The organism is Ramlibacter sp. (genome assembly GCF_035655895.1).
Lineage (GTDB): Bacteria > Pseudomonadota > Gammaproteobacteria > Burkholderiales > Burkholderiaceae_C > Ramlibacter.
Genome location: NZ_DASRTN010000008.1, coordinates 399,393 through 420,241 on the forward strand (window position 1 = coordinate 399,393; position 20,849 = coordinate 420,241).

25 protein-coding genes and 3 tRNA genes are annotated in these 20,849 nt (G+C 70.2%); 23 read left to right on the forward strand and 5 right to left on the reverse strand.

The features are described 5' to 3' along the window. Positions 1 to 5 precede the first annotated feature (5 nt). Positions 6 to 815 (forward strand): anti-sigma factor, encoded by an 810-nt coding sequence (locus tag VFE82_RS11475; protein ID WP_325000443.1) that lies wholly within the window; start codon positions 6 to 8, stop codon positions 813 to 815. 12 nt (positions 816 to 827) lie between these two features. On the opposite strand, the gene VFE82_RS11480 is transcribed toward VFE82_RS11475, so the two are convergent. The 4 genes from VFE82_RS11480 to VFE82_RS11495 all read right to left on the reverse strand — a co-directional run bounded on the left by VFE82_RS11480 (position 828) and on the right by VFE82_RS11495 (position 5,212). Then, complete coding sequence (locus VFE82_RS11480; protein WP_325000444.1) at positions 828 to 2,213, reverse strand: DUF1501 domain-containing protein; 1,386 nt, start codon at positions 2,211 to 2,213, stop codon at positions 828 to 830. Positions 2,214 to 2,223: 10 nt separating this feature from the next. Continuing rightward, the gene (locus VFE82_RS11485; protein WP_325000445.1) at positions 2,224 to 3,912 is read right to left on the reverse strand and encodes a DUF1800 domain-containing protein; all 1,689 of its coding nucleotides are present in this window, start codon (positions 3,910 to 3,912) and stop codon (positions 2,224 to 2,226) included. A 158-nt stretch (positions 3,913 to 4,070) separates the two neighbouring features. Then, complete coding sequence (locus VFE82_RS11490) at positions 4,071 to 4,751, reverse strand: glycine zipper 2TM domain-containing protein (protein ID WP_325000446.1); 681 nt, start codon at positions 4,749 to 4,751, stop codon at positions 4,071 to 4,073. A 95-nt stretch (positions 4,752 to 4,846) separates the two neighbouring features. Next, the gene (locus tag VFE82_RS11495; protein WP_325000447.1) at positions 4,847 to 5,212 is read right to left on the reverse strand and encodes an ArsC family reductase; all 366 of its coding nucleotides are present in this window, start codon (positions 5,210 to 5,212) and stop codon (positions 4,847 to 4,849) included. A gap of 40 nt (positions 5,213 to 5,252) precedes the next feature. Between VFE82_RS11495 and VFE82_RS11500 the strand changes: the two genes are divergently transcribed. The 21 genes from VFE82_RS11500 to VFE82_RS11600 all read left to right on the forward strand — a co-directional run bounded on the left by VFE82_RS11500 (position 5,253) and on the right by VFE82_RS11600 (position 19,294). Then, positions 5,253 to 6,524: a hypothetical protein gene (locus tag VFE82_RS11500; protein ID WP_325000448.1), complete on the forward strand. Its 1,272-nt coding sequence runs from the start codon at positions 5,253 to 5,255 to the stop codon at positions 6,522 to 6,524. Positions 6,525 to 6,573: 49 nt separating this feature from the next. Then, the gene (locus VFE82_RS11505) at positions 6,574 to 7,869 is read left to right on the forward strand and encodes a folylpolyglutamate synthase/dihydrofolate synthase family protein (protein ID WP_325000449.1); all 1,296 of its coding nucleotides are present in this window, start codon (positions 6,574 to 6,576) and stop codon (positions 7,867 to 7,869) included. 19 nt (positions 7,870 to 7,888) lie between these two features. Then, positions 7,889 to 8,659 (forward strand): SPOR domain-containing protein, encoded by a 771-nt coding sequence (locus VFE82_RS11510; RefSeq protein WP_325000450.1) that lies wholly within the window; start codon positions 7,889 to 7,891, stop codon positions 8,657 to 8,659. 9 nt (positions 8,660 to 8,668) lie between these two features. Further along, positions 8,669 to 9,157 (forward strand): CvpA family protein, encoded by a 489-nt coding sequence (locus tag VFE82_RS11515; RefSeq protein WP_325000451.1) that lies wholly within the window; start codon positions 8,669 to 8,671, stop codon positions 9,155 to 9,157. Between the two features lie 19 nt (positions 9,158 to 9,176). Beyond that, positions 9,177 to 10,697 carry an amidophosphoribosyltransferase gene (gene purF / locus VFE82_RS11520; RefSeq protein WP_325000452.1) on the forward strand — a complete coding sequence of 507 codons (1,521 nt, stop codon included), beginning with the start codon at positions 9,177 to 9,179 and terminating at the stop codon, positions 10,695 to 10,697. A gap of 4 nt (positions 10,698 to 10,701) precedes the next feature. Continuing rightward, entirely contained in the window at positions 10,702 to 11,913 is a 1,212-nt protein-coding gene (locus tag VFE82_RS11525; protein WP_325000453.1) for an O-succinylhomoserine sulfhydrylase, read from the forward strand. Next, complete coding sequence (gltX, locus tag VFE82_RS11530; protein WP_325000454.1) at positions 11,910 to 13,292, forward strand: glutamate--tRNA ligase; 1,383 nt, start codon at positions 11,910 to 11,912, stop codon at positions 13,290 to 13,292. The genes VFE82_RS11525 and gltX overlap by 4 nt, the downstream gene beginning before the upstream one ends. 35 nt (positions 13,293 to 13,327) lie before the next feature. Further along, positions 13,328 to 13,403: transfer RNA gene (locus VFE82_RS11535), tRNA-Ala, on the forward strand. A gap of 33 nt (positions 13,404 to 13,436) precedes the next feature. Next, a tRNA-Glu gene (locus tag VFE82_RS11540) sits at positions 13,437 to 13,512 on the forward strand. A gap of 70 nt (positions 13,513 to 13,582) precedes the next feature. Further along, a tRNA-Asp gene (locus VFE82_RS11545) sits at positions 13,583 to 13,659 on the forward strand. A gap of 537 nt (positions 13,660 to 14,196) precedes the next feature. Continuing rightward, the gene (locus tag VFE82_RS11550) at positions 14,197 to 14,520 is read left to right on the forward strand and encodes a metalloregulator ArsR/SmtB family transcription factor (protein WP_325000455.1); all 324 of its coding nucleotides are present in this window, start codon (positions 14,197 to 14,199) and stop codon (positions 14,518 to 14,520) included. 11 nt (positions 14,521 to 14,531) lie between these two features. Next, positions 14,532 to 14,999: an ArsI/CadI family heavy metal resistance metalloenzyme gene (locus VFE82_RS11555; RefSeq protein ID WP_325000456.1), complete on the forward strand. Its 468-nt coding sequence runs from the start codon at positions 14,532 to 14,534 to the stop codon at positions 14,997 to 14,999. Between the two features lie 338 nt (positions 15,000 to 15,337). Next, on the forward strand, positions 15,338 to 15,838 hold the full coding sequence (locus tag VFE82_RS11560) for an arsenate reductase ArsC (protein ID WP_325000457.1): 501 nt from the start codon (positions 15,338 to 15,340) through the stop codon (positions 15,836 to 15,838). Between the two features lie 2 nt (positions 15,839 to 15,840). Then, complete coding sequence (locus tag VFE82_RS11565) at positions 15,841 to 16,233, forward strand: aquaporin (protein ID WP_325000458.1); 393 nt, start codon at positions 15,841 to 15,843, stop codon at positions 16,231 to 16,233. Positions 16,234 to 16,533: 300 nt separating this feature from the next. Further along, complete coding sequence (locus tag VFE82_RS11570) at positions 16,534 to 16,779, forward strand: hypothetical protein (RefSeq protein ID WP_325000459.1); 246 nt, start codon at positions 16,534 to 16,536, stop codon at positions 16,777 to 16,779. A gap of 6 nt (positions 16,780 to 16,785) precedes the next feature. Beyond that, positions 16,786 to 17,664 carry an alpha/beta hydrolase gene (locus tag VFE82_RS11575; protein WP_325000460.1) on the forward strand — a complete coding sequence of 293 codons (879 nt, stop codon included), beginning with the start codon at positions 16,786 to 16,788 and terminating at the stop codon, positions 17,662 to 17,664. Positions 17,665 to 17,810: 146 nt separating this feature from the next. After that, positions 17,811 to 18,326, forward strand: coding sequence for a septal ring lytic transglycosylase RlpA family protein (locus VFE82_RS11580; protein WP_325000461.1), 516 nt, complete (start codon positions 17,811 to 17,813; stop codon positions 18,324 to 18,326). 81 nt (positions 18,327 to 18,407) lie between these two features. Beyond that, positions 18,408 to 18,689, forward strand: a complete 282-nt coding sequence (locus tag VFE82_RS11585) for a hypothetical protein (RefSeq protein ID WP_325000462.1) — start codon at positions 18,408 to 18,410, stop codon at positions 18,687 to 18,689. A gap of 95 nt (positions 18,690 to 18,784) precedes the next feature. After that, positions 18,785 to 18,961, forward strand: coding sequence for a hypothetical protein (locus VFE82_RS11590; protein ID WP_325000463.1), 177 nt, complete (start codon positions 18,785 to 18,787; stop codon positions 18,959 to 18,961). 10 nt (positions 18,962 to 18,971) lie between these two features. Then, the gene (locus VFE82_RS11595) at positions 18,972 to 19,127 is read left to right on the forward strand and encodes a stereocilin (RefSeq protein WP_325000464.1); all 156 of its coding nucleotides are present in this window, start codon (positions 18,972 to 18,974) and stop codon (positions 19,125 to 19,127) included. 23 nt (positions 19,128 to 19,150) lie between these two features. Beyond that, positions 19,151 to 19,294, forward strand: a complete 144-nt coding sequence (locus VFE82_RS11600; protein WP_325000465.1) for a hypothetical protein — start codon at positions 19,151 to 19,153, stop codon at positions 19,292 to 19,294. 159 nt (positions 19,295 to 19,453) lie between these two features. On the opposite strand, the gene VFE82_RS11605 is transcribed toward VFE82_RS11600, so the two are convergent. Then, the gene (locus VFE82_RS11605; protein WP_325000466.1) at positions 19,454 to 20,203 is read right to left on the reverse strand and encodes a hypothetical protein; all 750 of its coding nucleotides are present in this window, start codon (positions 20,201 to 20,203) and stop codon (positions 19,454 to 19,456) included. Positions 20,204 to 20,300: 97 nt separating this feature from the next. On the opposite strand from VFE82_RS11605, the gene VFE82_RS11610 reads away from it, so the two are divergent. Next, the gene (locus VFE82_RS11610) at positions 20,301 to 20,609 is read left to right on the forward strand and encodes a hypothetical protein (RefSeq protein WP_325000467.1); all 309 of its coding nucleotides are present in this window, start codon (positions 20,301 to 20,303) and stop codon (positions 20,607 to 20,609) included. Positions 20,610 to 20,849: the final 240 nt, after the last annotated feature.

A 20,849-nucleotide genomic window follows, 5' to 3' on the forward strand; every position in this document is an offset into this window, starting at 1 on the left:
GCGCCATGGACCTGCATCGCCATCCCGACCTGGCCGACCGCCTGGCATGCGCCTACGCGCTGGGCACCCTGCGCGGCGGCGCGCGCCGCCGCTTCGAGGCGCTCGCGCGGCAGCACCTCACCCTGCGCACTGCCGCGCTGCTCTGGCAGGAACGCTTCGCCTCGCTCACCGAGCTGCAGCCGCACGAGGCGCCCGGCCCGAACGTCTGGAAGCGCATCGAGAACCTGATCGCCGCCGAGCAGCGCCCGGATGCGGCCAAGGAGGAGCCCATGCTCGATCGATTGCGTCGCCACCTCGGCTGGTGGCGCGGCGCCGCCCTGGCCGGCGGCGTCGCCGCGGCGGCCGTGGCCGTCGTCTCGGTGAACCTGGGCCGGACGGTGCAGGCGCGCGAGGGCGAGCTGGCCCGGGCCGGCGAGCAGGCGCGCCAGCTGGCGCAGCAGAACACGCAGCTGTCCGCGCAGCTGCAGGCCCGTCCGGACATCCAGTACGTCGCGGTGCTGTCGGACGAGAAGTCGACCGCCTCCGTACTGGTGACCTTCGATCCGCAGCGCAACACGCTGACGCTCAAGCGCGTGGGCAACTTCCAGGAAGGCCCCGACCGGTCGCTGGAGCTGTGGGCGCTGCCGCCGGGCGGTGCACCGCGCTCGCTGGGGGTGCTGGGCGCCGCGCCCGTCATCCGGCTGACCGCCGCCGAGAACCAGGTGCGCGAGGTGCCCGCGCTGGCCATCAGCCTGGAGCCGCGCGGGGGGGCGCCGGCCGGCAAACCGACCGGCCCGGTGCTGTTCAAGGGTGCGCTGCTCCAGACCGCCGTCTGACGCCGCTGCCGCTCAGGCCATGAAGCCGAGGTTGCGGGTGCTGAAGTTGTCCAGGTTCGGCAGCACGGTCAGCTGGTCGCTCGCGGACACGCCGAACCAGCCGGCCAGCGTGCCGGCCAGCTGATCGACCGACAGCGCGGGCAGCAGGCGCCCCTGGCCGACGTCGTCGGGGCCGTTGTCGGCCAGCACCGGCGCGTTGCCGACGAAGGAGCGGCCGCGCACGGCACCGCCGACCACGAAGTGCATGCTGCCCCAGCCGTGGTCCGAGCCGTCGTTGTTGCTCAGGAGCGTGCGGCCGAAATCCGAGGCCGTGAACGCGGTCACCTGCTCGGACACGCCCAGGTCCTGGGTCGCCTGCTGGAAGGCGGCCAGCGCGCCACCGACCGACGCCATGAGCCCCGGATGGGCGGTGGCGAGCGAATCGTGCGTGTCGAACCCGCCGATCGAGACGAAGAACACCTGCCGCTTGGCACCCAGCGCACTGCGCGCCGCGATCAGCCGTGCCACCAGCTTCAGCTGGTCGGCCAGCCCGCCGGTGGGAAAGGCGGTGGTCAGCGTCGCGCCGGCCAGCGCGCTGGTCAGCTGGTCGTTCGCTTCCACCGAGCGCCGGGTCACGCGCGCGTACTCGTTCTCCAGCAGGTGGGTGCGCGGCGCCACGAGCAGGTTCTGCAACGCCTGCGAGCAGGCGGCCGAGCCGTACAACGGGCGCTTGACGCCGTTCACCGGCACCGAGCCGTTCGAGGTGACCTGGTACTGCACCGCCGACTGGCCGGCCAGGTAGACGGCATTGCCCGTCACGCTGATGCAGGTGAAGGTGGAGGTGCCGTTGCCGGCGGCGAACAGGTCGCCCAGGCGGCCGCCCCAGCCGGAGCGTGCGCCTTCCGGCGACGACGCCTGCCAGTACGACTGCTGGTCGTTGTGCGAGAACAGCTTGGGCGGCAGCGGCACCGAGCGGGCCTGGTACTGCGCCTTGGTGGTGGGCGTCACCAGCGTGCCGATGTTCAGCAGGACCGCCATGCGCCCCGCGTCGAACACCGGCAGCAGCGGTGCCAGGCCCGGCGCCAGCGCGTACTGCCGGCCGCCCGGCAGCGGCGTCGCGGGATTGAGCAGGGTCGGCGCCAGGGCCGCCCGGTCCAGGGCGACACTGGGGCGCAGCGCCCGGTAGGCGTCGTGGCTCGCCTGGTCGTACGCCACCACGGTGTTGGCGTAGTCGTTGCCGCCATACAGGAAGACGCAGACCAGCGCCTTGTAGTCGGTCGCCGTCTGCGCGGCGGCCTCGCCCATGGCGGCCAGGCTCAGGGCCCAGGGCCCGGCCGCGCCGGCGATGGACAGGGCGGCGCCGCGCCGCAGGAAGGCGCGGCGCGAAGCCTGGCCGAGGGAGGAGACGGGAGCGTTCATCGGGCGGCCCTCACTTCTGGACGAGGTATTCGGGACAGGCCAGCACCAGCAGCAGGGCGGCCTGCACCCGGTTGCGGCGGCCCGCATCGGTGGCGACCGGCACGGTGTCGAGCGCCGTCTTCAGGGCCGCCAGCGTGGGCGCCGACAGCTGGCGCGCGGCCAGCAGCAGGTTGATCTCGTCGAGCAGCGCGCGCGAGTCCGGCGCCAGCGCCAGCAGCGCGCCGTAGTCCGCCCGCACATCGCCCACGCTCGAGCCGGCGATCGCGTTCTGCATGAAGTTCAGGTAGCCGGCAACCGACGATTCGTTGGTGATCTGGAACTCCGGACCTTCCAGGCCCGCCTGCGCCACCGCGCTGTTCGGCGGCACGTAGCCGGGGCGGAAGAAGTTGAAGACCGAGGGCGATCGCATCGGGCTTTGCCCCAGCCGGTTGCCGGCGTCGGAGAGGTCGCCGATCGCCCACACCCCCGACGCCGACGAAGCGCCGAAGGTGCGCGCCCACTGCAGGAACCGCACCACCGGCTCGCGCAGCTTGCCGAAGGTGGGTGCGGCCGCGGTGGCGGCATCGCGCGCCTCGGGATCGAGCAGGATGGCGCGCAGCACCGCCTGCAGGTCGCCACGCACCCCGCGCCCGTTGTCGGCGAAGGTGGCGGCCACCCGCCCGACGTAGGCCGGGCTCGGGTTGCTGGTCACCAGCCGCTGGATCAGCTGGCGTCCCACGAAGGGCGGCAGGTTCGGATGGTTGAACAGGGTGTCCAGCGCGGTGGACAGCGCCGCGGCGGCCGGCGTGCCGGCGGGGAGGGTGACGCCCAGGAAGCTCTTGCTGCCAGTCTCGTAGCGGTTGCCGCTCTGGACCATGGGCCGCCGGTGCACCTCGGGCGGCAGCGGCTGGGCCAGCCCGGTGGTGTCGAGGTTCCAGCCGGTGAACACGCGCGCCAGCCCGCTGACGTCGGCCTGGCCGTAGGTCTCGGGACTGCCGGGGCGTACGCGGCCTTCAGGGTCCAGCTGCACCAGGCCGATGGTGAACAGCTGCATCAGCTCGCGCGCGTAGTTCTCGTCGGGCTGGCTGCCCTGCGCGCTGGCGCGGGCATTGCCCCGGTAGGTGAGGTAGTAGCCCATCGCCGTCGACAGCGTCACCTGCTGCAGCAGCTGGCGGTAGTTGCCGAACGCGTTCGCTTCCAGGATGTCGAGGTAGTTGGCGACGGCGAACTGCCGGAAGGTGGCGTCCACGCCCAGCACCGACACCACCAGGATCTCCGACAGGGCCAGCGTCATGCGCTGGCGCAGCGCGTCGGGGCTGGTGATGAACTTGCGCCAGATGCTGTTGTCCAGTCCGGCGGTGCTGTTGCGGAAGCTCTCGTTGCCGTAGCCGTTGGCCAGCAGCCAGTCGAAGTGCGACTGGCTGCGCGGCTGGTTGAACTGGTCTTCCAGCCACGCCGCGTAACCCATGGCCTGCAAGGTGTCCAGGTCCTGGCGCCGGGCGCCCAGCGTGGCCTGTGCCATGAAGCGCGCGGCTTGCTCCGGCGTGTCGGGCCCGGAGACCGACCCCGCCCAGCGCGCCCCAGAGACATCGCCTCCGCCGCCCCCGCAGGCGGCCAGCAGCGGCGCGGCCACCGCGGCTGCCGCCAGCCATTGCATGCCCGACCCGGCAACACCGGTGTCGTCCCGCAGGTCGTCGCCGACCTGGATGTCCTCTTCCATGGCATCCCCCTGTTGTGCTGGCGATTGAAGCTCAGCAGCAGGGTGCACGTCTCGCGCGGCGTGGTAACGGGCGAGTAACCGACGCTGCAATTCAAATCGGTTACGAAAGCAAAAAACCGCCACAAGTGGCGGTTCTCAGCAGGCGGGTGGGGACTTACTCAGCGCCAGTGGCGCCCGCCGCCATGGTGGTGCACGTAGCCGATGCTCAGCGACACGGGCGGGTAGTAGGCCGGACGGTAGTAATAGGGCGCGTAGTAGACCGGTGCAGCAGGCACGACCACCGTGGACGAGGTGATGACCGGCGGCGGCACCGAGACCATGGGCGCGGGCATCGGCGTGCCCGGCGCCGCGGCGGGCTGCTCGAGCGGGGGCGCCGTGGTGACCGGCGACACCTGCAGACGGATGGTCGGACCCGGGTCGTACGGCAGGTGCACCGTGTACTGCTTGCCCGCGTACTCGTACACCACGTTGTAGCCGGTGGCCCGGTTCTCGTAGTAGGTCTGCGTCGTGCACGACTGGTAGTTCTGCACCGAGGTGCCGGAGCCCTCGATGCGGTTGCCGAGCACCGCGCCGCCGAGCACGCCCAGCACCGTGGCGACACCGCGGCCGCTGCCGCCGCCGATCTGGCTGCCGACCGCACCACCGGCGATCGCACCCATCACGCCGCCAGCGCCCGAGTTGGGCTCCTGCACGGCCACCGGCTGGCTCGAGCAGACCTGCCGCGGCACCGCGACCTGCTGGATCATCGGCGTGCTGGAGAGCACGCGGCCGACCTCCTGCGCCTGCGCGGCGCCGACAGCCGCGAGGCCGATCAGGGAAAGGACAACGGTTTTCTTCATGGGGAACCTCGCTTCGGGCGTGGATGCGGAAATTTTAGGCATCCACGCGTCGCCCGGGGTCAAGGTCGGGTAAAGGGTGGGTAAAAGTCACGCGGTCAGCGGCTGCTCACCAACGCGTCCCAGGTCGCCGGATCGAAGCCGACGGTCGTGCGGCCCGGCCATTCGACCACCGGGCGCTTGATCACGCTGGGTTGCCGCGCCATCAGTTCGCGCGCGCTGGCCTCGTCGGTTACCTGCGCCTGGGTGGGCGTGTCGAGCTTGCGCCAGGTCGTGCCCTGCCGGTTCACCAGCCGCTCCCAGCCGACCTCCTGGCTCCAGGCGGCCAGGCGCTCGGCCGGCACCCCGTCCTTGCGCAGGTCGTGGAAGCGGTGGGGCACGCCTCGCGCGTCGAGCCAGGCGCGTGCCTTCTTGACGGTGTCGCAGTTGGGGATGCCGTAGACGAGGACGGGGGATGGATCCATGCTGCCGTGGCCGAGGAGCAGGCTCGGCGAAAATCGGAGGATGCCCGATGCTAGCTCGCCGATCCGCCGCGACCCGTTCGCGGACGTGTTCCGGTCCTACGAGGCGTCGCGGGCGCGCGTGGCCGGACGGCCGGATTCGCAGGCCCGGGCGCCGGGCGTGTTCGCGGCGTGCTGGCGGGCGCTGGGCTGCGTGCCCGCCGCGCAGCGCACCGTGCTCGTGACCGGCAGCAAGGGCAAGGGCAGCACCGCGCGGATGGTCGCCTGGAACCTCCAGCGCGCCGGACACCGGGTGGGGCTGGTGGTCTCGCCCGAGGAGGTCTGCCACTTCGACCGGATCCGCATCGACAACCAGCCGATCCCGGCGGCGGCCTTCCAGGAGCGCCTGGCCAGGGCGATGCCGCTGCTGGACGACGAACTCGCCGCACGCGCGCCCGACCGCTACCTGTCGCCGACGGGCATCTTCCTGACCGTGGCACTCCAGTGGTTCGCCGACGAGGCCGTCGACTGGGTGGTCCTGGAGGGTGGCCGGGGCGTGCAGTGGGACGAGATCGGCCAGCTGGCCGCGCGGGTGGCGGTGGTCACCTCGGTGCTCGACGAGCACGTCGCCGCGCTGGGTGGCACGCCGGGGAATGTGCTGCGCGACAAGCTGTCCATCGCGCGCTGCGCACCGGTCACCGTGGTCGATCCCGACGTGGCGCAGGCCGCGGCGGATGCCGGCCTGCAGGTGCCGGGCTTGCGGATCGCCGCGCCGTCGCCCGCCGCGGCCGCCGTCGCGGCGCCCGCCTGGTACGCGCGGCTCTGTGCACTGGCTGCCACGGTGGTGCGGGAACTGGGCCACGCGCCGGCCTTCCAGCCGTTCTCCACGCCGTCGTTCGCGTGGTTCGGGCTGGCCGGCACTGCGGTGCTGTGCGAGCCGGTGATCCATGCGCGCTCGATCGACGCCGGCTTCCTGCGCACCCGGCTGCCGGCCGGCAGCCGGGTGCTGGTCGGCCTGTCCGACGACAAGGACGTGGCCGGCGTGCTCGATGGCCTGCGCCGGTGCGGGCTGGGCGAGATCGGCGCCATCGCGCTCACCAGCCGTGCCGACCACGTCCGCTCGGGCTGGCTGCAGACCCGGGCCGGCACGGTCGCCCGCCTCGGCACGCTTGACGTCGTCGAGCCGGACCTGCCGGCCCTGCGCGCTGCGGTGCGCGCGTTCGCCGCCGGAGCGCCCGCGCTGTACGTGGTCGGCGTGCAGGTCTTCCTGCGCTGCCTCAGGCAGGCGTTCTCGCCGCAGCTGGCCGGTCCGGCGGCGGTGGAGAGCGCGTCCTGAGCCCCTCAATCCAATTCCTTCGGCACCAGCTTCGCCACCGTCTTTCCGCATGAGCCAACTCCACGACTGGGAGCGCATCCGCGCCACCTACGACCCCGGGCAGATCAAGCCGGGCCTCGATCGCCTGCATGCCTGCCTGGCCCGGATGGGGCGCCGCCTCTTCGGCAGCACGGTGGTGATCACGGTGGCCGGCACCAACGGCAAGGGCTCCACCTGCGCGATGCTGGAATCGGTCCTGCGCCACGCCGGCTACCGCACCGGCCTGTACACCTCGCCGCACCTGGTCGATTTTCGCGAGCGAGTGCGGCTGGGCGAAGCGCTGGTCGACCACGCGGCGCTGGACGAGGCGTACGCCGCCGTGCACCGGCATGCGGGAGAGTGCGGGCTCACGCTGTTCGAGGTCGACACGCTGGCCTGCCTGCTGGTGCTCGATGCCGCCGCACTCGACGTCGCGATCCTGGAAGTCGGGATGGGCGGACGGCTGGATGCCGTGAACGTGGTCGACGCCGACTGCGCCGTGATCACCAGCATCGATCTGGACCACCAGGAATTCCTTGGTCCCGACCGCGAGGCGATCGGCCGCGAGAAGGCCGGCATCCTGCGCCCCGGCCGCCCGGCGGTGGTGAGCGACCCGGTCCCGCCCGCCAGCATCGTCCAGGCGGCCGATGCGCTGGGGGTCGACCTCTGGCTGCTCGGTCGCGACTACAACTTCTCGGGCGACAAGCAGCAGTGGGGGTGGGCCGGGCGGGGGCGGCGCTATGCCGGGCTGGGGTACCCCGGGCTGCGCGGCGCCAACCAGCTGCTCAATGCCTCGGGCGTGCTGGCGGCGCTCACGGCCTTGCGCGATCGCATCCCGGTCACGGCCCAGGCGGTGCGGCTCGGCCTGTCGATGGTCGAACTGCCGGGCCGTTTCCAGATCGTGCCAGGCCAGCCGGCGCTGGTGCTGGACGTCGCCCACAACCCGCACTCGGTCGCCGCGCTGGCGGCCAACCTCGACGCCATGGGGTTCTATCCCACCACCCACGCGGTCTTCGGCGCCATGGGCGACAAGGACCTGGGCGCGATGCTGCGCAAGATGGACCCGCTGGTGGACCGCTGGTGCTTCACCGATCTGCCGACGCCGCGTGCCGCCGCGGCCGGCTCGCTGCAGGCGCTGTGGCAATCGCTGACCGCGCGCAAGGATGCAACCTCGAGCGTCCACGCCAGCCCCGAGGACGCCCTGCGCGAGGCGGTGGCCGCGGCGGACCCCACTGATAGAATCCTGGTCTTCGGATCGTTCTACACGGTGGGCGGTGTCCTGAAGGACGGATTGCCCCGCCTGCAGGCCCGGCACCTGGGCTCCTGAACCCTCGCCGACACGCTTCATGGCCTTATTCAAGTTCCGCAAGGGTGGTGACGACGCGCCGGCCGCCACCAAGCAGGCCGAGAGCGTGGAAGTGCTGCGGCGCCGCGCCCGGCACCGGTTGATCGGCGCCGCGGTGCTGGTGCTGCTGGGCGTCATCGGCTTCCCGCTCCTGTTCGACACGCAGCCGCGCCCGATCGCCGTCGACATCCCGATCGAGATCCCCGACCGCCACAAGGCCAAGCCGCTGCCCGCGCCGGCGCCCTCCGCGCAGAGCCCGGCCAAGGTCGCCGACGCGGCCCTGCCGAAGCCAGCGCCCGCCACCCCTGCCGCCTCCGCCGCGCCTGCTTCCGCGACGCCGGCCGAGCCCCGGGTGGAAGCCCGGGCCGAAGCCCGGGTGGAGGGCAAGGCGGAGGCGCGGCCGAGCCCGGCGCCGCCCGCCAAGGCCATGCCCGCGCCGGCCCAGGCCAGGTCCGATGCACCGGCACGTCCGGCGCCCGACGGCTCGCGCGCCCAGGCGCTGCTCGAGGGCAAGGCGGTGCAGGCCAAGGCCCCCGATGTCGAAGGCCGCTTCGTGGTGCAGGTCGGGGCGTTCTCCGACGTGGCCAAGGCACGCGAGACACGGCTGAAGGTCGAGCGCGCCGGACTGAAGACCTACACGCACGTGGCCGACACCAAGGATGGCCGGCGCATCCGCGTGCGGGTGGGGCCGTACGCCACGCGCGCCGAGGCCGACAAGGCAGCCGGGCGCATCAAGGAACTGGATCTGCCGGCCGCCGTCCTCACCTTGTAGGCAGGCGGCATGGCGGCGCTGGACTGGGTGTTCCTCGCGGTGCTCGCGTTCTCGCTCCTGCTGGGGGTGCTGCGCGGGCTGGTGTACGAGGTGCTGTCGGTGCTGAGCTGGATCGTGGCGTTCGTGCTGGCCCAGTGGCTGGCGCCGGTGGTCGGTGGCTGGTTGCCCATGTCCACGTCCAGCGAGCCGTTGCGGTATGCGGCCGGCTTCGCGGCGGTGTTCGTGGCCGCGGTGTTCACGGGCGCGCTGCTCGCCTGGGCAGTTCGCAAGCTGGTCGAGGCCGTGGGCCTGCGCCCGGTCGACCGTGTGCTCGGCGGCGCCTTCGGCCTCCTGCGCGGGGTCGTGCTGCTGCTGGCGCTGGCCGTGGTGGTCAACATGACGCCACTGCGCGCCGACGCGTGGTGGACGGAATCGGTGGGTGCCGGCGTTTCGACGACGGCGCTGAAGGGATTGAAGCCGGTGTTGCCCGAAGCGGTCGGGCAATACCTGCCAGATTGAAAGCAGGAAGGCCCAGGCCATGTGTGGAATCGTCGGCGTCGTCAGCGGCGCCCCAGTGAACCAGCTGATCTACGACGCGTTGCTGCTGCTGCAGCACCGCGGGCAGGATGCGGCCGGCATCGTCACCCAGCAGGGGCGCAAGTTCTTCATGCACAAGGCCAAGGGCATGGTGCGCGACGTCTTCCGCACCCGGAACATGCGGGCCCTGCCGGGCAACGTGGGGCTGGGGCAGGTGCGTTATCCGACCGCGGGCAACGCGTACAGCGAGGAAGAGGCCCAGCCGTTCTACGTGAACGCGCCGTACGGCCTGGTGCTGGTGCACAACGGCAACCTCACCAACGCCCAGGCGCTGAAGGCCGAGCTGTTCTCGACCGACCACCGCCACATCAACACCGAGAGCGACTCCGAGGTGCTGCTGAACGTGTTCGCGCACGAACTGGAGCGCTCCACGCGCGGCCTGCAGCTGCAGCCCGAGGACGTGTTCACCGCGGTGGCGAACGTGCACCGCCGGGTGCGTGGCTCGTATGCCGTGATCGCGATGATCGCCGGGCATGGCGTGCTGGCATTCCGCGACCCGTTCGGCATCCGGCCGCTCTCGGTCGGCCGCAGCCAGGACGGCACGGTGATGGTGGCCAGCGAATCCGTGACGCTGGAGGGCACGGGCCACGTCTTCGAGCGCCACGTCGCGCCCGGTGAAGCCGTGTTCATCGACATGAAGGGCCAGCTGCACGCCAAGCAGTGCGCCGAGCAACCCAAGCTCAGCCCCTGCATCTTCGAGTACGTCTACCTCGCGCGGCCCGATTCCGTGCTGGACGGCATCTCGGTGTACCAGGCCCGCCTGAACCTGGGCGAGACGCTGGCCAAGCGCGTGGTGTCCACGGTGCCGCCCAGCGAGATCGACGTGATCATCCCGATCCCCGAGTCGAGCCGTCCCAGCGCCACCCAGCTGGCGCACCTGCTGGGCGTTCCGTACCGCGAAGGCTTCGTCAAGAACCGCTACGTCGGCCGCACCTTCATCATGCCGGGCCAGGGCGTGCGCAAGAAGTCGGTGCGCCAGAAGCTGAACGTGATCGCCAGCGAGTTCCGCGGCCGCAACGTGCTGCTGGTCGACGACTCGATCGTGCGCGGCACCACCAGCCGCGAGATCGTGCAGATGGCGCGCGACGCCGGTGCCAGGAAGGTCTACCTGGCGAGCGCCGCGCCGCCGGTGCGTTTTCCCAACGTCTACGGCATCGACATGCCCACCCCGAGCGAGCTGGTCGCGCATGGCCGCACGGTCGAGGAGGTGCGGCAGATCATCGGCTGCGACGCCCTGATCTACCAGGACGTCGAGGGCCTCAAGCGCGCGGTGCTCGCGGCGTCGCCGGCGGACGGCCCCAAGCTCGACGGCTTCGACGCCTCCTGCTTCGACGGCGTGTACGTCACGGGCGACATCAACCCCGACGACATCGCCAGGATCAACGAGGCCCGCATCGGCCAGGAGGACCCGCTGGAGGAGTCCACCTCGCGCCTGGCGCTGCCGAACGCGCAGGAGGCCTGAAGCCATGCAAGGCAAGACCCTGCCGCCCGGCCTGCACCGCGACACGCTCGCGGTGCGCGCCGGCCTGCCGCCCAGCCAGTGGGGCGAGAACTCCGAGGCGCTGTACCTGACCAGCGGCTTCGTGCAGCCCGATGCGGAGACTTCGGCCCGACGCTTCGCCAACCCGCAGGAGGGCTACACCTACGGGCGCACCTCCAACCCCACCGTCACCAGCTTCGAGCAGCGCCTGGCCGCGATGGAAGGCACCGAGGCGGTGATCGGCACGTCGACCGGCATGGCCGCCATCCTGCTGCTCGGCATGGGCCTGCTGCGGGCCGGCGACCACGTCGTGTGCTCGCGCTCGGTGTTCGGCTCCACGCTGAACCTGTTCGCCAAGGAGTTCGGCAAGTTCGGCGTCGAGTCCACCTTCGTGTCGCAGACCGACCTGCAGGCATGGAAGGCTGCGATCCGCCCCAACACGAAGCTGCTGTTCGCGGAGACGCCCACCAACCCGCTGACCGAGGTCTGCGACATCCGCGCGCTGGCCGACATCGCCCATGGCGCCGGCGCCCTGCTCACGGTGGACAACTGCTTCTGCTCGCCCGCGCTGCAGCGCCCGACCGAGCTGGGGGCCGACCTCGTGATGCATTCCGGAACCAAGTACCTGGACGGCCAGGGCCGGGTGATGGCGGGGGCGCTGTGCGGCCCGGCCAGGCTGGTGCACGACGTGTTCGCGCCGATCGTTCGCACGGCGGGCATGACGCTGGCGCCGTTCAACGCCTGGGTTGTGCTCAAGGGCCTGGAGACGCTGGGAATCCGCATGCAGGCGCAGTGCGCCAACGCATTGGCGCTGGCGCGCTTCCTCCAAGCGCATCCGGCCGTGACCCGGGTGTACTACCCCGGGCTGGAGTCGCACCCGCAGCACGCGCTCGCGATGCGCCAGCAGTCGGGCCTGGGTGGCGCGGTGCTGTCGTTCGACGTGCGCGGCGCCGACCCGCAGACACTGCGGGCGAACGCCTTCAAGGTGATCGACAGCACCCAGCTCATGAGCATTGCCACCAACCTGGGCGACACCAAGACCATCATCAGCCATTCGGCCACCACCTCGCACGGCCGCCTGACCGAGGAGCAGCGCCAGGCGGCGGGCATCGGCCAGGGACTGATCCGCATTGCCGTGGGCCTCGAACACGTCGGCGATCTGCAAGCCGACCTGCTGCGCGGGCTCGACCAACTATGACCGTCCGCACCCGCTTCGCCCCGTCGCCGACGGGCTTCATCCATCTCGGCAACATCCGCTCGGCGCTCTATCCGTGGGCGTTCGCGCGCTCGCAGGGCGGCATCTTCATCCTGCGCATCGAGGACACCGACCTGGAGCGTTCCTCCCAGGCCGCGGTCGACGTCATCCTCGAAGGGATGGCCTGGCTCGGGCTGGACCATGACGAAGGCCCCCACTACCAGATGCAGCGGATGGACCGCTACAAGGAAGTGCTGCGCCAGATGCAGGAGCAGGGCCTGGTCTATCCCTGCTACATGAGCGTGGCCGACCTCGACGCGCTGCGTGAGCGCCAGATGGCGGCCAAGGAGAAGCCGCGCTACGACGGGACCTGGCGGCCCGAGCCAGGCAAGACCCTGCCCCCCCCGCCGGCCGGCGTGCAACCCGTGCTGCGCTTTCGCAACCCGCTGCAGGGCGTCGTGGCCTGGGACGACAAGGTCAAGGGCCGCATCGAGATCAGCAACGAGGAGCTCGACGACCTCGTGATCGCCCGGCCGGACGGCACGCCGACGTACAACTTCTGCGTGGTGGTCGACGACATCGACATGGCGATCACGCACGTGATCCGCGGGGACGATCACGTGAACAACACGCCTCGCCAGATCAACATCTTCCGCGCGCTCGGCAAGGAGCCGCCCGTCTACGCCCACCTGCCCACCGTGCTGAACGAGCGGGGCGAGAAGATGAGCAAGCGCAATGGCGCCAAGCCCGTCACCCAGTTCCGCGACGAGGGCTTCCTGGCCGACGCGGTGGTGAACTACCTCGCGCGCCTGGGCTGGTCCCACGGCGACGCCGAGATCTTCAGCCGCGAGCAGTTCCTGCAGTGGTTCGATCTCGACCACCTGGGCAAGAGCGCCGCGCAGTTCGACGAGGCCAAGCTGCGCTGGGTGAATGCGCAGCACATGAAGGCCATGGCCGATGCCGAGCTCGCGCAGCTGGTCGAGGCGCCGCTGCGCGGCCGCGGGGTCGAGCCCGATGGACGTCTGCCGCGCATCTGCGGGCTGCTCAAGGACCGCTGCGACACCACCGTTGCCCTGGCCGAGTGGGCCGCGCGCTTCTATCTGCCGGTCACGCCGTCGCAGGACGAGCTGGCCAAGCACATCACCGACGGCGTGCGGCCCGCGATCGGCATGCTCGCGAAGATGCTGGAAGGCGCTGCGTGGGACAAGGCCGCCATCGCGGAAAGCATCAAGGAAGTGCTCCGCGCCACGGGGCTGAAGATGCCGCAGCTGGCGATGCCGGTGCGCGTGCTCGTGATGGGAACGGCACAGACGCCGTCGCTCGATGCGGTGCTCGAACTGCTGCCGCGCGAAATTGTTTTGGAGCGTCTCGCGAAGGCTTGAATTTTCGGTATAGAATTCAGGGCTCGACACCCAACGGGGGTATAGCTCAGCTGGGAGAGCGCTTGCATGGCATGCAAGAGGTCAGCGGTTCGATCCCGCTTACCTCCACCAAAAGTGTCGAGACGGACAAGTTCCTCAGGTTTTGACCCTATCGTCTAGAGGCCTAGGACATCACCCTTTCACGGTGAGTACCGGGGTTCGAATCCCCGTAGGGTCGCCAAGTTTCACGCAAGTGACACGAAGCACAAGCTGCAGCACTTGGCTCGCAAGAGCGGACGCTGCACCAACGCGGAGTGGTAGTTCAGTTGGTTAGAATACCGGCCTGTCACGCCGGGGGTCGCGGGTTCGAGTCCCGTCCACTCCGCCAAGTCTCTAGAGGGCTAGCATGTACTCACGTGCTAGCCCTTTTTCTTTGCGGCTCCCCATGGAGCGCGGCAAGGATTGTGGGGGAAAGCGCCGCACGGACCGTGTAATCATGCCGTGTGATCGAAGCAGTGCCCATCCGTACCGAAGGCGTCCGCCGCCTTCCAGATTCCAACATCGACCAATTCGGTCTCCGAGTCCCTAAGGACCTTGCTGAGCATTTCAAAGGCCGGGCGGCTGGGTAGTCCGCTGCTCCCTCAGACTTCGGACCTTCAAGAATTCAACGTCAAGGCTCGGCAGCTTCGGGCGCAGTGGGATGCCACCTTCGAGCAGTTGAGAGGCGGGGCTCCCGCACCGTCTCCTCCAGTCGTTCAGACGACTTTGGACATTGGGAAGCTCCGCGCGGAACTCTTGTCGCCGGGCCGCTCGCGCTGTGAGCCCGCCGCCATGCCATCCCTCGCATGTTGAACGATCGAACTGCACGCGGGGGGCCTTCAAGACCCTGCTAGCACCACGCCTTTATTTCGACTAAACTGGAAAAATGGAAGAAACAGAAGTCGTCCGGGCACTTGGTGCCCTTGCCCATCCAGCCCGCCTGCAAGTCTTTCGGGCGCTGGTGGTCGTCGGTCAGCAGGGTCTCACGCCCGGCACGATGGCCGAAGCACTGGAGCTACCGGCGGCGACCTTGTCGTTCCACCTTAAGGAGTTGATGCACGCGGGGCTGGTCACGCAGGAGCGGCAGGGCCGCAACCTCCTGTACCGAGCCGCGTACGACCGCATGGACGGGGTCTTGGGATACCTGACGGCGCACTGCTGCCAAGGTGCCGAGTGCCTCAACCCCGCCGCCACTGCGGCTTGCTGCTGAAGGAGTAGATCGTGAAGCGTTTCCATGTCCATGTCCGGGTGGCCGACCTTGCCGCCAGCATCGAGTTCTACAACCGCCTTTTCGGAGCGCAACCAGCCCGCCGCGAAGGTGACTACGCCAAGTGGATGCTGGAGGACCCCCGCATCAACTTCGCCATCTCCACCCGGGGCGACGGTATTGGCGTGGACCATCTGGGCTTCCAAACGGACGACGCCAGCGAGCTGGCAGAACTCCGCGCCCGCGCCGATTCCGCTGACATGGCGGTGTTGGAGCAGAGCGAGGTATCTTGCTGCTACGCCAAGAGTGACAAGCACTGGGTCACTGATCCGCAGGGCATTGCCTGGGAGCATTTCCACTCGCTCGGGAACGTGCCTGTCTACGGCGACGGCGGCCGAGCCAGCGCCGAGGGGGCTTGCTGCGCACCCGGCGCGGTCTCCGTCGCGCTGCCCACTCCCGTGGCCAAGGCGGCCTGCTGCTGACGCGGACTGGATCATGAGCCGCCAACATCCAACCGGGGCGTGGTCGCTTGCCCCTGGTGAATCGACCAACCTCGGACCGACCCGGTGCGGACATTTGACCGCGAGGGGCGGGAACCTCGGAGCGAACGGAGCCCCACTGCGCTTGGGCGAGCCGATTCGCGTATGGTCCGGCGAGCGGGTCCAGTTGAAGAACTTGGGTTCTGCGCGGGCTGCTCACTTTGAGTGGGACTATTGCCGACAGCAGCCAAACGCACGCACGCGCTTGACGTACTGGGCTGCGATGACGGCTGCGCTGCTTTTCAGAGCCTCGGCACCAACGGTTGGGGGGCGCCACGCCGATGCAAGTTGATCCGATCAACGTGCTGTTTCTCTGCACGCACAACTCCGCGCGGAGCATCCTGGCCGAGGCCACCCTGAACAACCTCGCGAAGGGACGTTTCAGAGCGTTCTCGGCGGGGAGCAGCCCACGCGAGAACCGACGCCCGAACCCTCTTGCCCTACAAGTTCTGCAGGATGTTGGCATCAGCACTGAGGGCCTGACCAGTAAAAGCTGGGACGTATTCGCTGCGCCGGGTGCGCCGCACATGGACCTCATCATCACGGTTTGCGACAAGGCCGCTGGTGAGGTGTGCCCGATCTGGCCCGCTCACCCTGCCAGCGCCCACTGGGGCTACCCTGACCCATCGAAGGTGGAGGGCACGGAGGCGCAGCGCCGCGATGCGTTTCTCAAGACCTTGCACGCCGTCCGCCGTAGGCTTGATGCACTGGTGAATCTGCCGCCCGACAACCTTGACAAGCTGCGGCTCCAGCAAAGCGCACGCGATCTGGCCTCGTCCTGACGATGAGCGCGTCACGCGCCCGGCGGCCCGCGGAGTTCCTGGGCACCGCGCTGCTCCTGACCGCTGTCATCGCTTCGGGAATCATGGGCGAGAACCTGGCCGCAGGGAACGCCGCTGTGGCGTTGCTGGCAAACACGTTGACGACGGTGTTCGCACTGCTCGTCCTCCTCGAGGTTCTCGGGCCGATCGGCGGGGCGCACGTCAACCCGGTCGTCACAATCGCCTTCGGGCGTCAGGCCGGGCTGGCAGTCATCGACCGCGCTTTCATTCGGCGCAAGTCGAATGTGAGGTCTTGGGTGCGCCGGGTCTGCGGCTACCATCGGTTCTACAACCGTGAACCAGACCGTGCAATCGGCCGCGGGCCTGGTGTGATCTCTGCTCTAGAGACTGCGTAATTGGGGGGAGTCCCGTCCACTCCGTCAGATCTTCAAACCCCCAGAGGGAAACCTCTGGGGGTCTTGTTTGCGCGCGGCGGTCCGCTGCCAGCCGGTTGCGGAGATCCCTCCGTCGCGCCTGCGGCACCGACAGCGCCGTCCCTGCCGTCGGCGCTGTCGCGCATCCGGCGCACGCACACGCGCTGACAACCGGGGCTCCACAAGCCGCCGGCCGAGAGCCCGCTGCCGACGGCCCGATGTCCCTGGGCTTAGGCGATTTTCTGAAGGCGGCGGCGGGCAGCGCCGCTACGCTCGCGGGACATGGAAAAGATCAGCGGTCCGATCGGAGGCTTCAAGGTGGAGGCGTACACCGCCAAGACCGATCGTGGGTACCTGGGCCTGGCGCGCGTGGTGCGCAGCGCCGGCCCCGCCGAAGGGCCGGACGTCGTGGTGGACCGGCTGGGCATCGGGCCCCTGGCCTCCGAGCAGCAGGCCCTCGAGATCGCCTCGCGCAAGGCGGAGACCGAGATCCTGCGGCGCATCTTCGACGCCATGGCCTGCAAGTAGCCTGACGTGCCGCAGCAACTGGCCCGGCGCCACAACGTCACGGTGACGGGGAACGGTCCCGTCACGCTCCTGTTCCTGCACGGCCTGGGTTGCGACCAGTCGATGTGGCGCTTCGTCGCGCCGGCGTTCGCGTCGCACGCGCGGGTGGTGCTGATGGATCTGGCCGGCTGCGGCGGCTCGGACGTCTCGGCATGGGACCCGGTGCGCTATGAACGCCTGGACGGCCACGCGCTGGACGTGATCGAGGTGGCGCAGCAGTTCGCCGGGGAGCGCTCCGTGCTCGTCGGCCACTCGGTGGGCGCGATGATCGGGATGCTGGCCGACCTGCGGGCGCCGTGGCTGTTCGATGCGCACGCGATGATCGCGCCCTCGCCGTGCTACCGGAACGAGCCCGGCTATGCAGGGGGCTTCGAGCCATCGGCGCTGGAGACGCTGGTCGCGCTGGTCGAGCGCGATGTCTCGGCATGGGCCGACTTCATGGCGCCACACGCGATGGGGCAGGGGCAGCCGCCGGCCTTGGCATCCGACCTGGCCGCGGCCTTCTGCCGCGCGCATCCGCCGGCGCTGGCCCAGTTCGCGCGCGCCACCTTCCTGTCGGACCTGCGCCCGCAGCTGGCCGAGCTGCTCAAGCCGGTGCTGCTGCTGCAGTGCACCGACGATCCGGTCGCGCCCCCGGCCGTCGGGCGCTACATGGAGCAGCACCTGATGGATTGCACCGTCCGCATGGTGCGCAACGAGGGGCACTGCCCGCAGGTCTCCAGCCCGGGAGCCTGCATCGCCGCGCTCTCGCATTTCATCGCCAGCCTGGGCCTGGGCTTCGACCGTCCGCAGGAAACCGATCTGGGCGACCTGCAGGACACCGGCTGGGACGCAGCCGCCCGCTAGCACGGCTTGCGCCCTGCGGCCGGGCTCGAGCTGCTGCCCAGCCGGAATCTCCTACCCGACGATGCGCCGCGTTCGCACGCGCGCGACCGTCGGGCGTGCGCAGAGTGCAGCTCGAGCACGACGGGTGCAGCACAGCAGGAGATCCCATGCCTTCTCGACAGCTTCGGCGGCCGGCGGCTGCCATCCTCGCCGGCCTGACGGCACTGGTCTGCCAAGCCGGCACACCGGCGGCCTCGGCCGAGCGCGCGGCCAAGGCCGCCAAGCCCGCGGCATCCGGGCACCGGCTGGACCAGTCGGGGCGGCGGCAGGTGGGCAAGGCGTCCTTCTATGCACGGCGCTTTGCCGGACGCAAGATGGCCGATGGCACGGTCATGGACCCGCGCGACGACAACGCGGCCAGCAAGACGCTGCCGCTCGGCACGAAGGCGCGCGTGACGAATCTGGAGACCGGCCGCAGCGCGATCGTGACCATCCAGGACCGCGGGCCGTACGTGGACGGTCGCATCGTCGACCTGTCCCCGGCCACGGCCGAACGGATCGGACTCACGCCGGACAAGGGGATTGCCACGGTGGAGGTGGCCCCGATCGCGGTGCCGTTGCCTGATGGCTCGGTCAAGCCCGGCAGCGGAGCGCCGGACGGCTTTGCTGTCAACGACAGATGAGCCGGCACCAGCCGCCACTCGACGGTCGGCTGGGCGTGTTGTCCTACACCTGCTGACCCGACCGTTGCCTAGGATCGCCGCATGCGATACAGCCGCGCCGAATACGCCAAGATGCTGGTGGCCCAGCAGGAACTCGCCCGCGCCGAGGAAGACTACCAGCGTCTGCGCGCAGCCTATGTCGAGGTGGCGCGCAACGAACCGGGCCACGAGGTCGCGCTGGCCATGGTGGGTGCCGACATGGAACGTGCGCACTCCGTCCTGCAGGCGCTGATCGGCCTGCCGCGCATGCCCTTCACCCACGACCCGAGCCGCACCGTGCGGCCCGACGTCGAGAGCGAAGAGCAGGAAAAAGAAAGCGCCTGACCGCTTGCGTCGGCGGACGCCGACAACGGCTTGGCCTGCGCGCCGAAGCAACCCTTGGTCCCCGGCGCCCACCATGGGCGCTCCAGGAGGCCGTGATGATTCCCTACGAAGTCGACCCCAGCCTGCATCCGGCGCAGCCCGCGCCGGCGCAGCTCGATGACGGATGTTCGCCGCCTGGCGGGACGGGACCGGCGCTGGCGCCGGCGGCACCGGCCGGACACGATCCCGCGCATTGCAGCGATCCGACCCTCTGGGCCAAGAGCGAGTTCTGAGGCGCGGCACGTGGCCACCCATCCCGTCGAACCGGACGAAGGCGCGGAGGACGAGGCCGATCACGGCGCGCCCAATCCGAGCCGCCTGCCCGTCGAGCCCGAATTCGGGCCGCTGCCGCCGGCGGCCGAACCCGAGGATCCGCACGCCCGGCCGCCGCCGATCTGACGTGCCCAGCACAGGAGCATCCGATGGCCGATGACCAGACACCGCCCAGCCCCGGCCTCGACCGCGAGGAACCGGATCTCTGGGTCGAGGATGACATCCCGACGCCCGCCGCCGATGCCGAGGAGGAGGGGCAGGACGCGCGCGACCAGGAAGGCGCGCGGGGATGACGACACCGGGCACGCCGGCGCCCGAGCCGGAACCCGAACCGGAGCACAAGCCGGGCGATCCCGAGCCGCGGCATCCCGCCAAGGATCCGGAGCGCAGCCACCCGCCCGAGCCGGACGAAGGCCAGTCCGAGCATCCCAGGCAGCCGTCGCGCGGGGCGGTCAGCCGTCGTTGGCAGCGAGCCGGCCCTGGCAGTCCTCGTCGAGCCCGGCGACCGGCGTCGCTTTCGCCAGCGCCATCCACACCCCGAATGGCAGTTGCTGGCGCCGTGCGCGCGCAGCCGGCCGCGCGACGCACAGCCGATCCTGCTCCAGCACCATGACGCCGCAGCCATCGGGGACCTCCTCGGGCGCGCCGATGCAGCGGCCGCGCGCGTCCGCGCCCAGCACGTACCAGCATTCCCCGAGGTCCAGATAGGCCGCGCGCTTGGCCGCTTGCCGAAGGTCGGCCAGCAGGTCGGAGCGGCGCACCTTCACCTCGTGCACCACCGGGTCCACGTACTCGGCGACGGAGGTGTTGCGGATCGAGAAGACGTCCGGCTTGCACATGCACCACTGCATCGGCCCCTCGCCATCCTGCACCGGCACCTGCGCGCGCAGGCTCAGGCCACGCCAGGCGACGCGGCCGGAGCGGCACATCTCGCGCGCGACACGCTCGACCAGCGCTTCGTGCGCCGACAGCCTGCTGCGGTTCGTCTGCAGGGTCGACGCGATCAGCTGCAGCCCGGATTGCGTGACGCGCAGCGTCTCATGACCGCTGGGCGCCAGGACGCGATCGAGCAGGCCGGCCGCGAGCAGCTCGATCTCGAGCGGGTCCTGGCACGGCCAGCCGGCGGACCGGTACACCTCGCGCAGGCGGCGCGCGTGGGCGCGGCCGATGGTGGCAGGCACGGAAGGATCGTCGGCGGCCATGGAGCGCGCCAGTTTAGCCCCGACCGTAGGCACGCTCCCACGCATGTTGTCGGGGTTGCCTGATCTGCAGCACTCCCGTGGCCACCACAATGCCGCCATGGCAGAGAGAGCCACCTACGGCATCACCGCATTGCGCTACGCGGGCTCGCAGATCGTCGAGGCCATGATGGGCCTGATGGATGCGACCGCCGCACGCTGGGACCTGCGTCCCGCGCCGACCCGCGTCAACCAGGTGGTGGACCGGCTGGTCGAGGGCGACACCATCATCAGCCTCTTCCCGGACGACGAAGGCAGGCTGCACCCGGGCCCGGAGGTCAAGGTCGACGTGCTGCCCGAAGGCACCGAGACGCTCTCGCTCGACGACGAGCGCCCCGGCCGCATGCTGGACGACCTGCCGCGCTTCTGATCACGGCCCCGTCCAACCTCCCGGTCCGATCCCGCGCGGCGACCGTCCAGACGACTTCCCGCTCGTCGCGACGCGGCGGCGTCGAGACCTGACGACTGCAGACCTCTCTGCGGCGAGCCTTTCTCTCGCTGCCGCTCCCTGCTCGTGCCCCGCTCCTCGGCCGCGTCATGCGGCCGCGCTGTTCGTGCGCCGTTCCGGTGAACGATGGCGCCTCGCGGCCCCGATCGACAGGAAACAGGA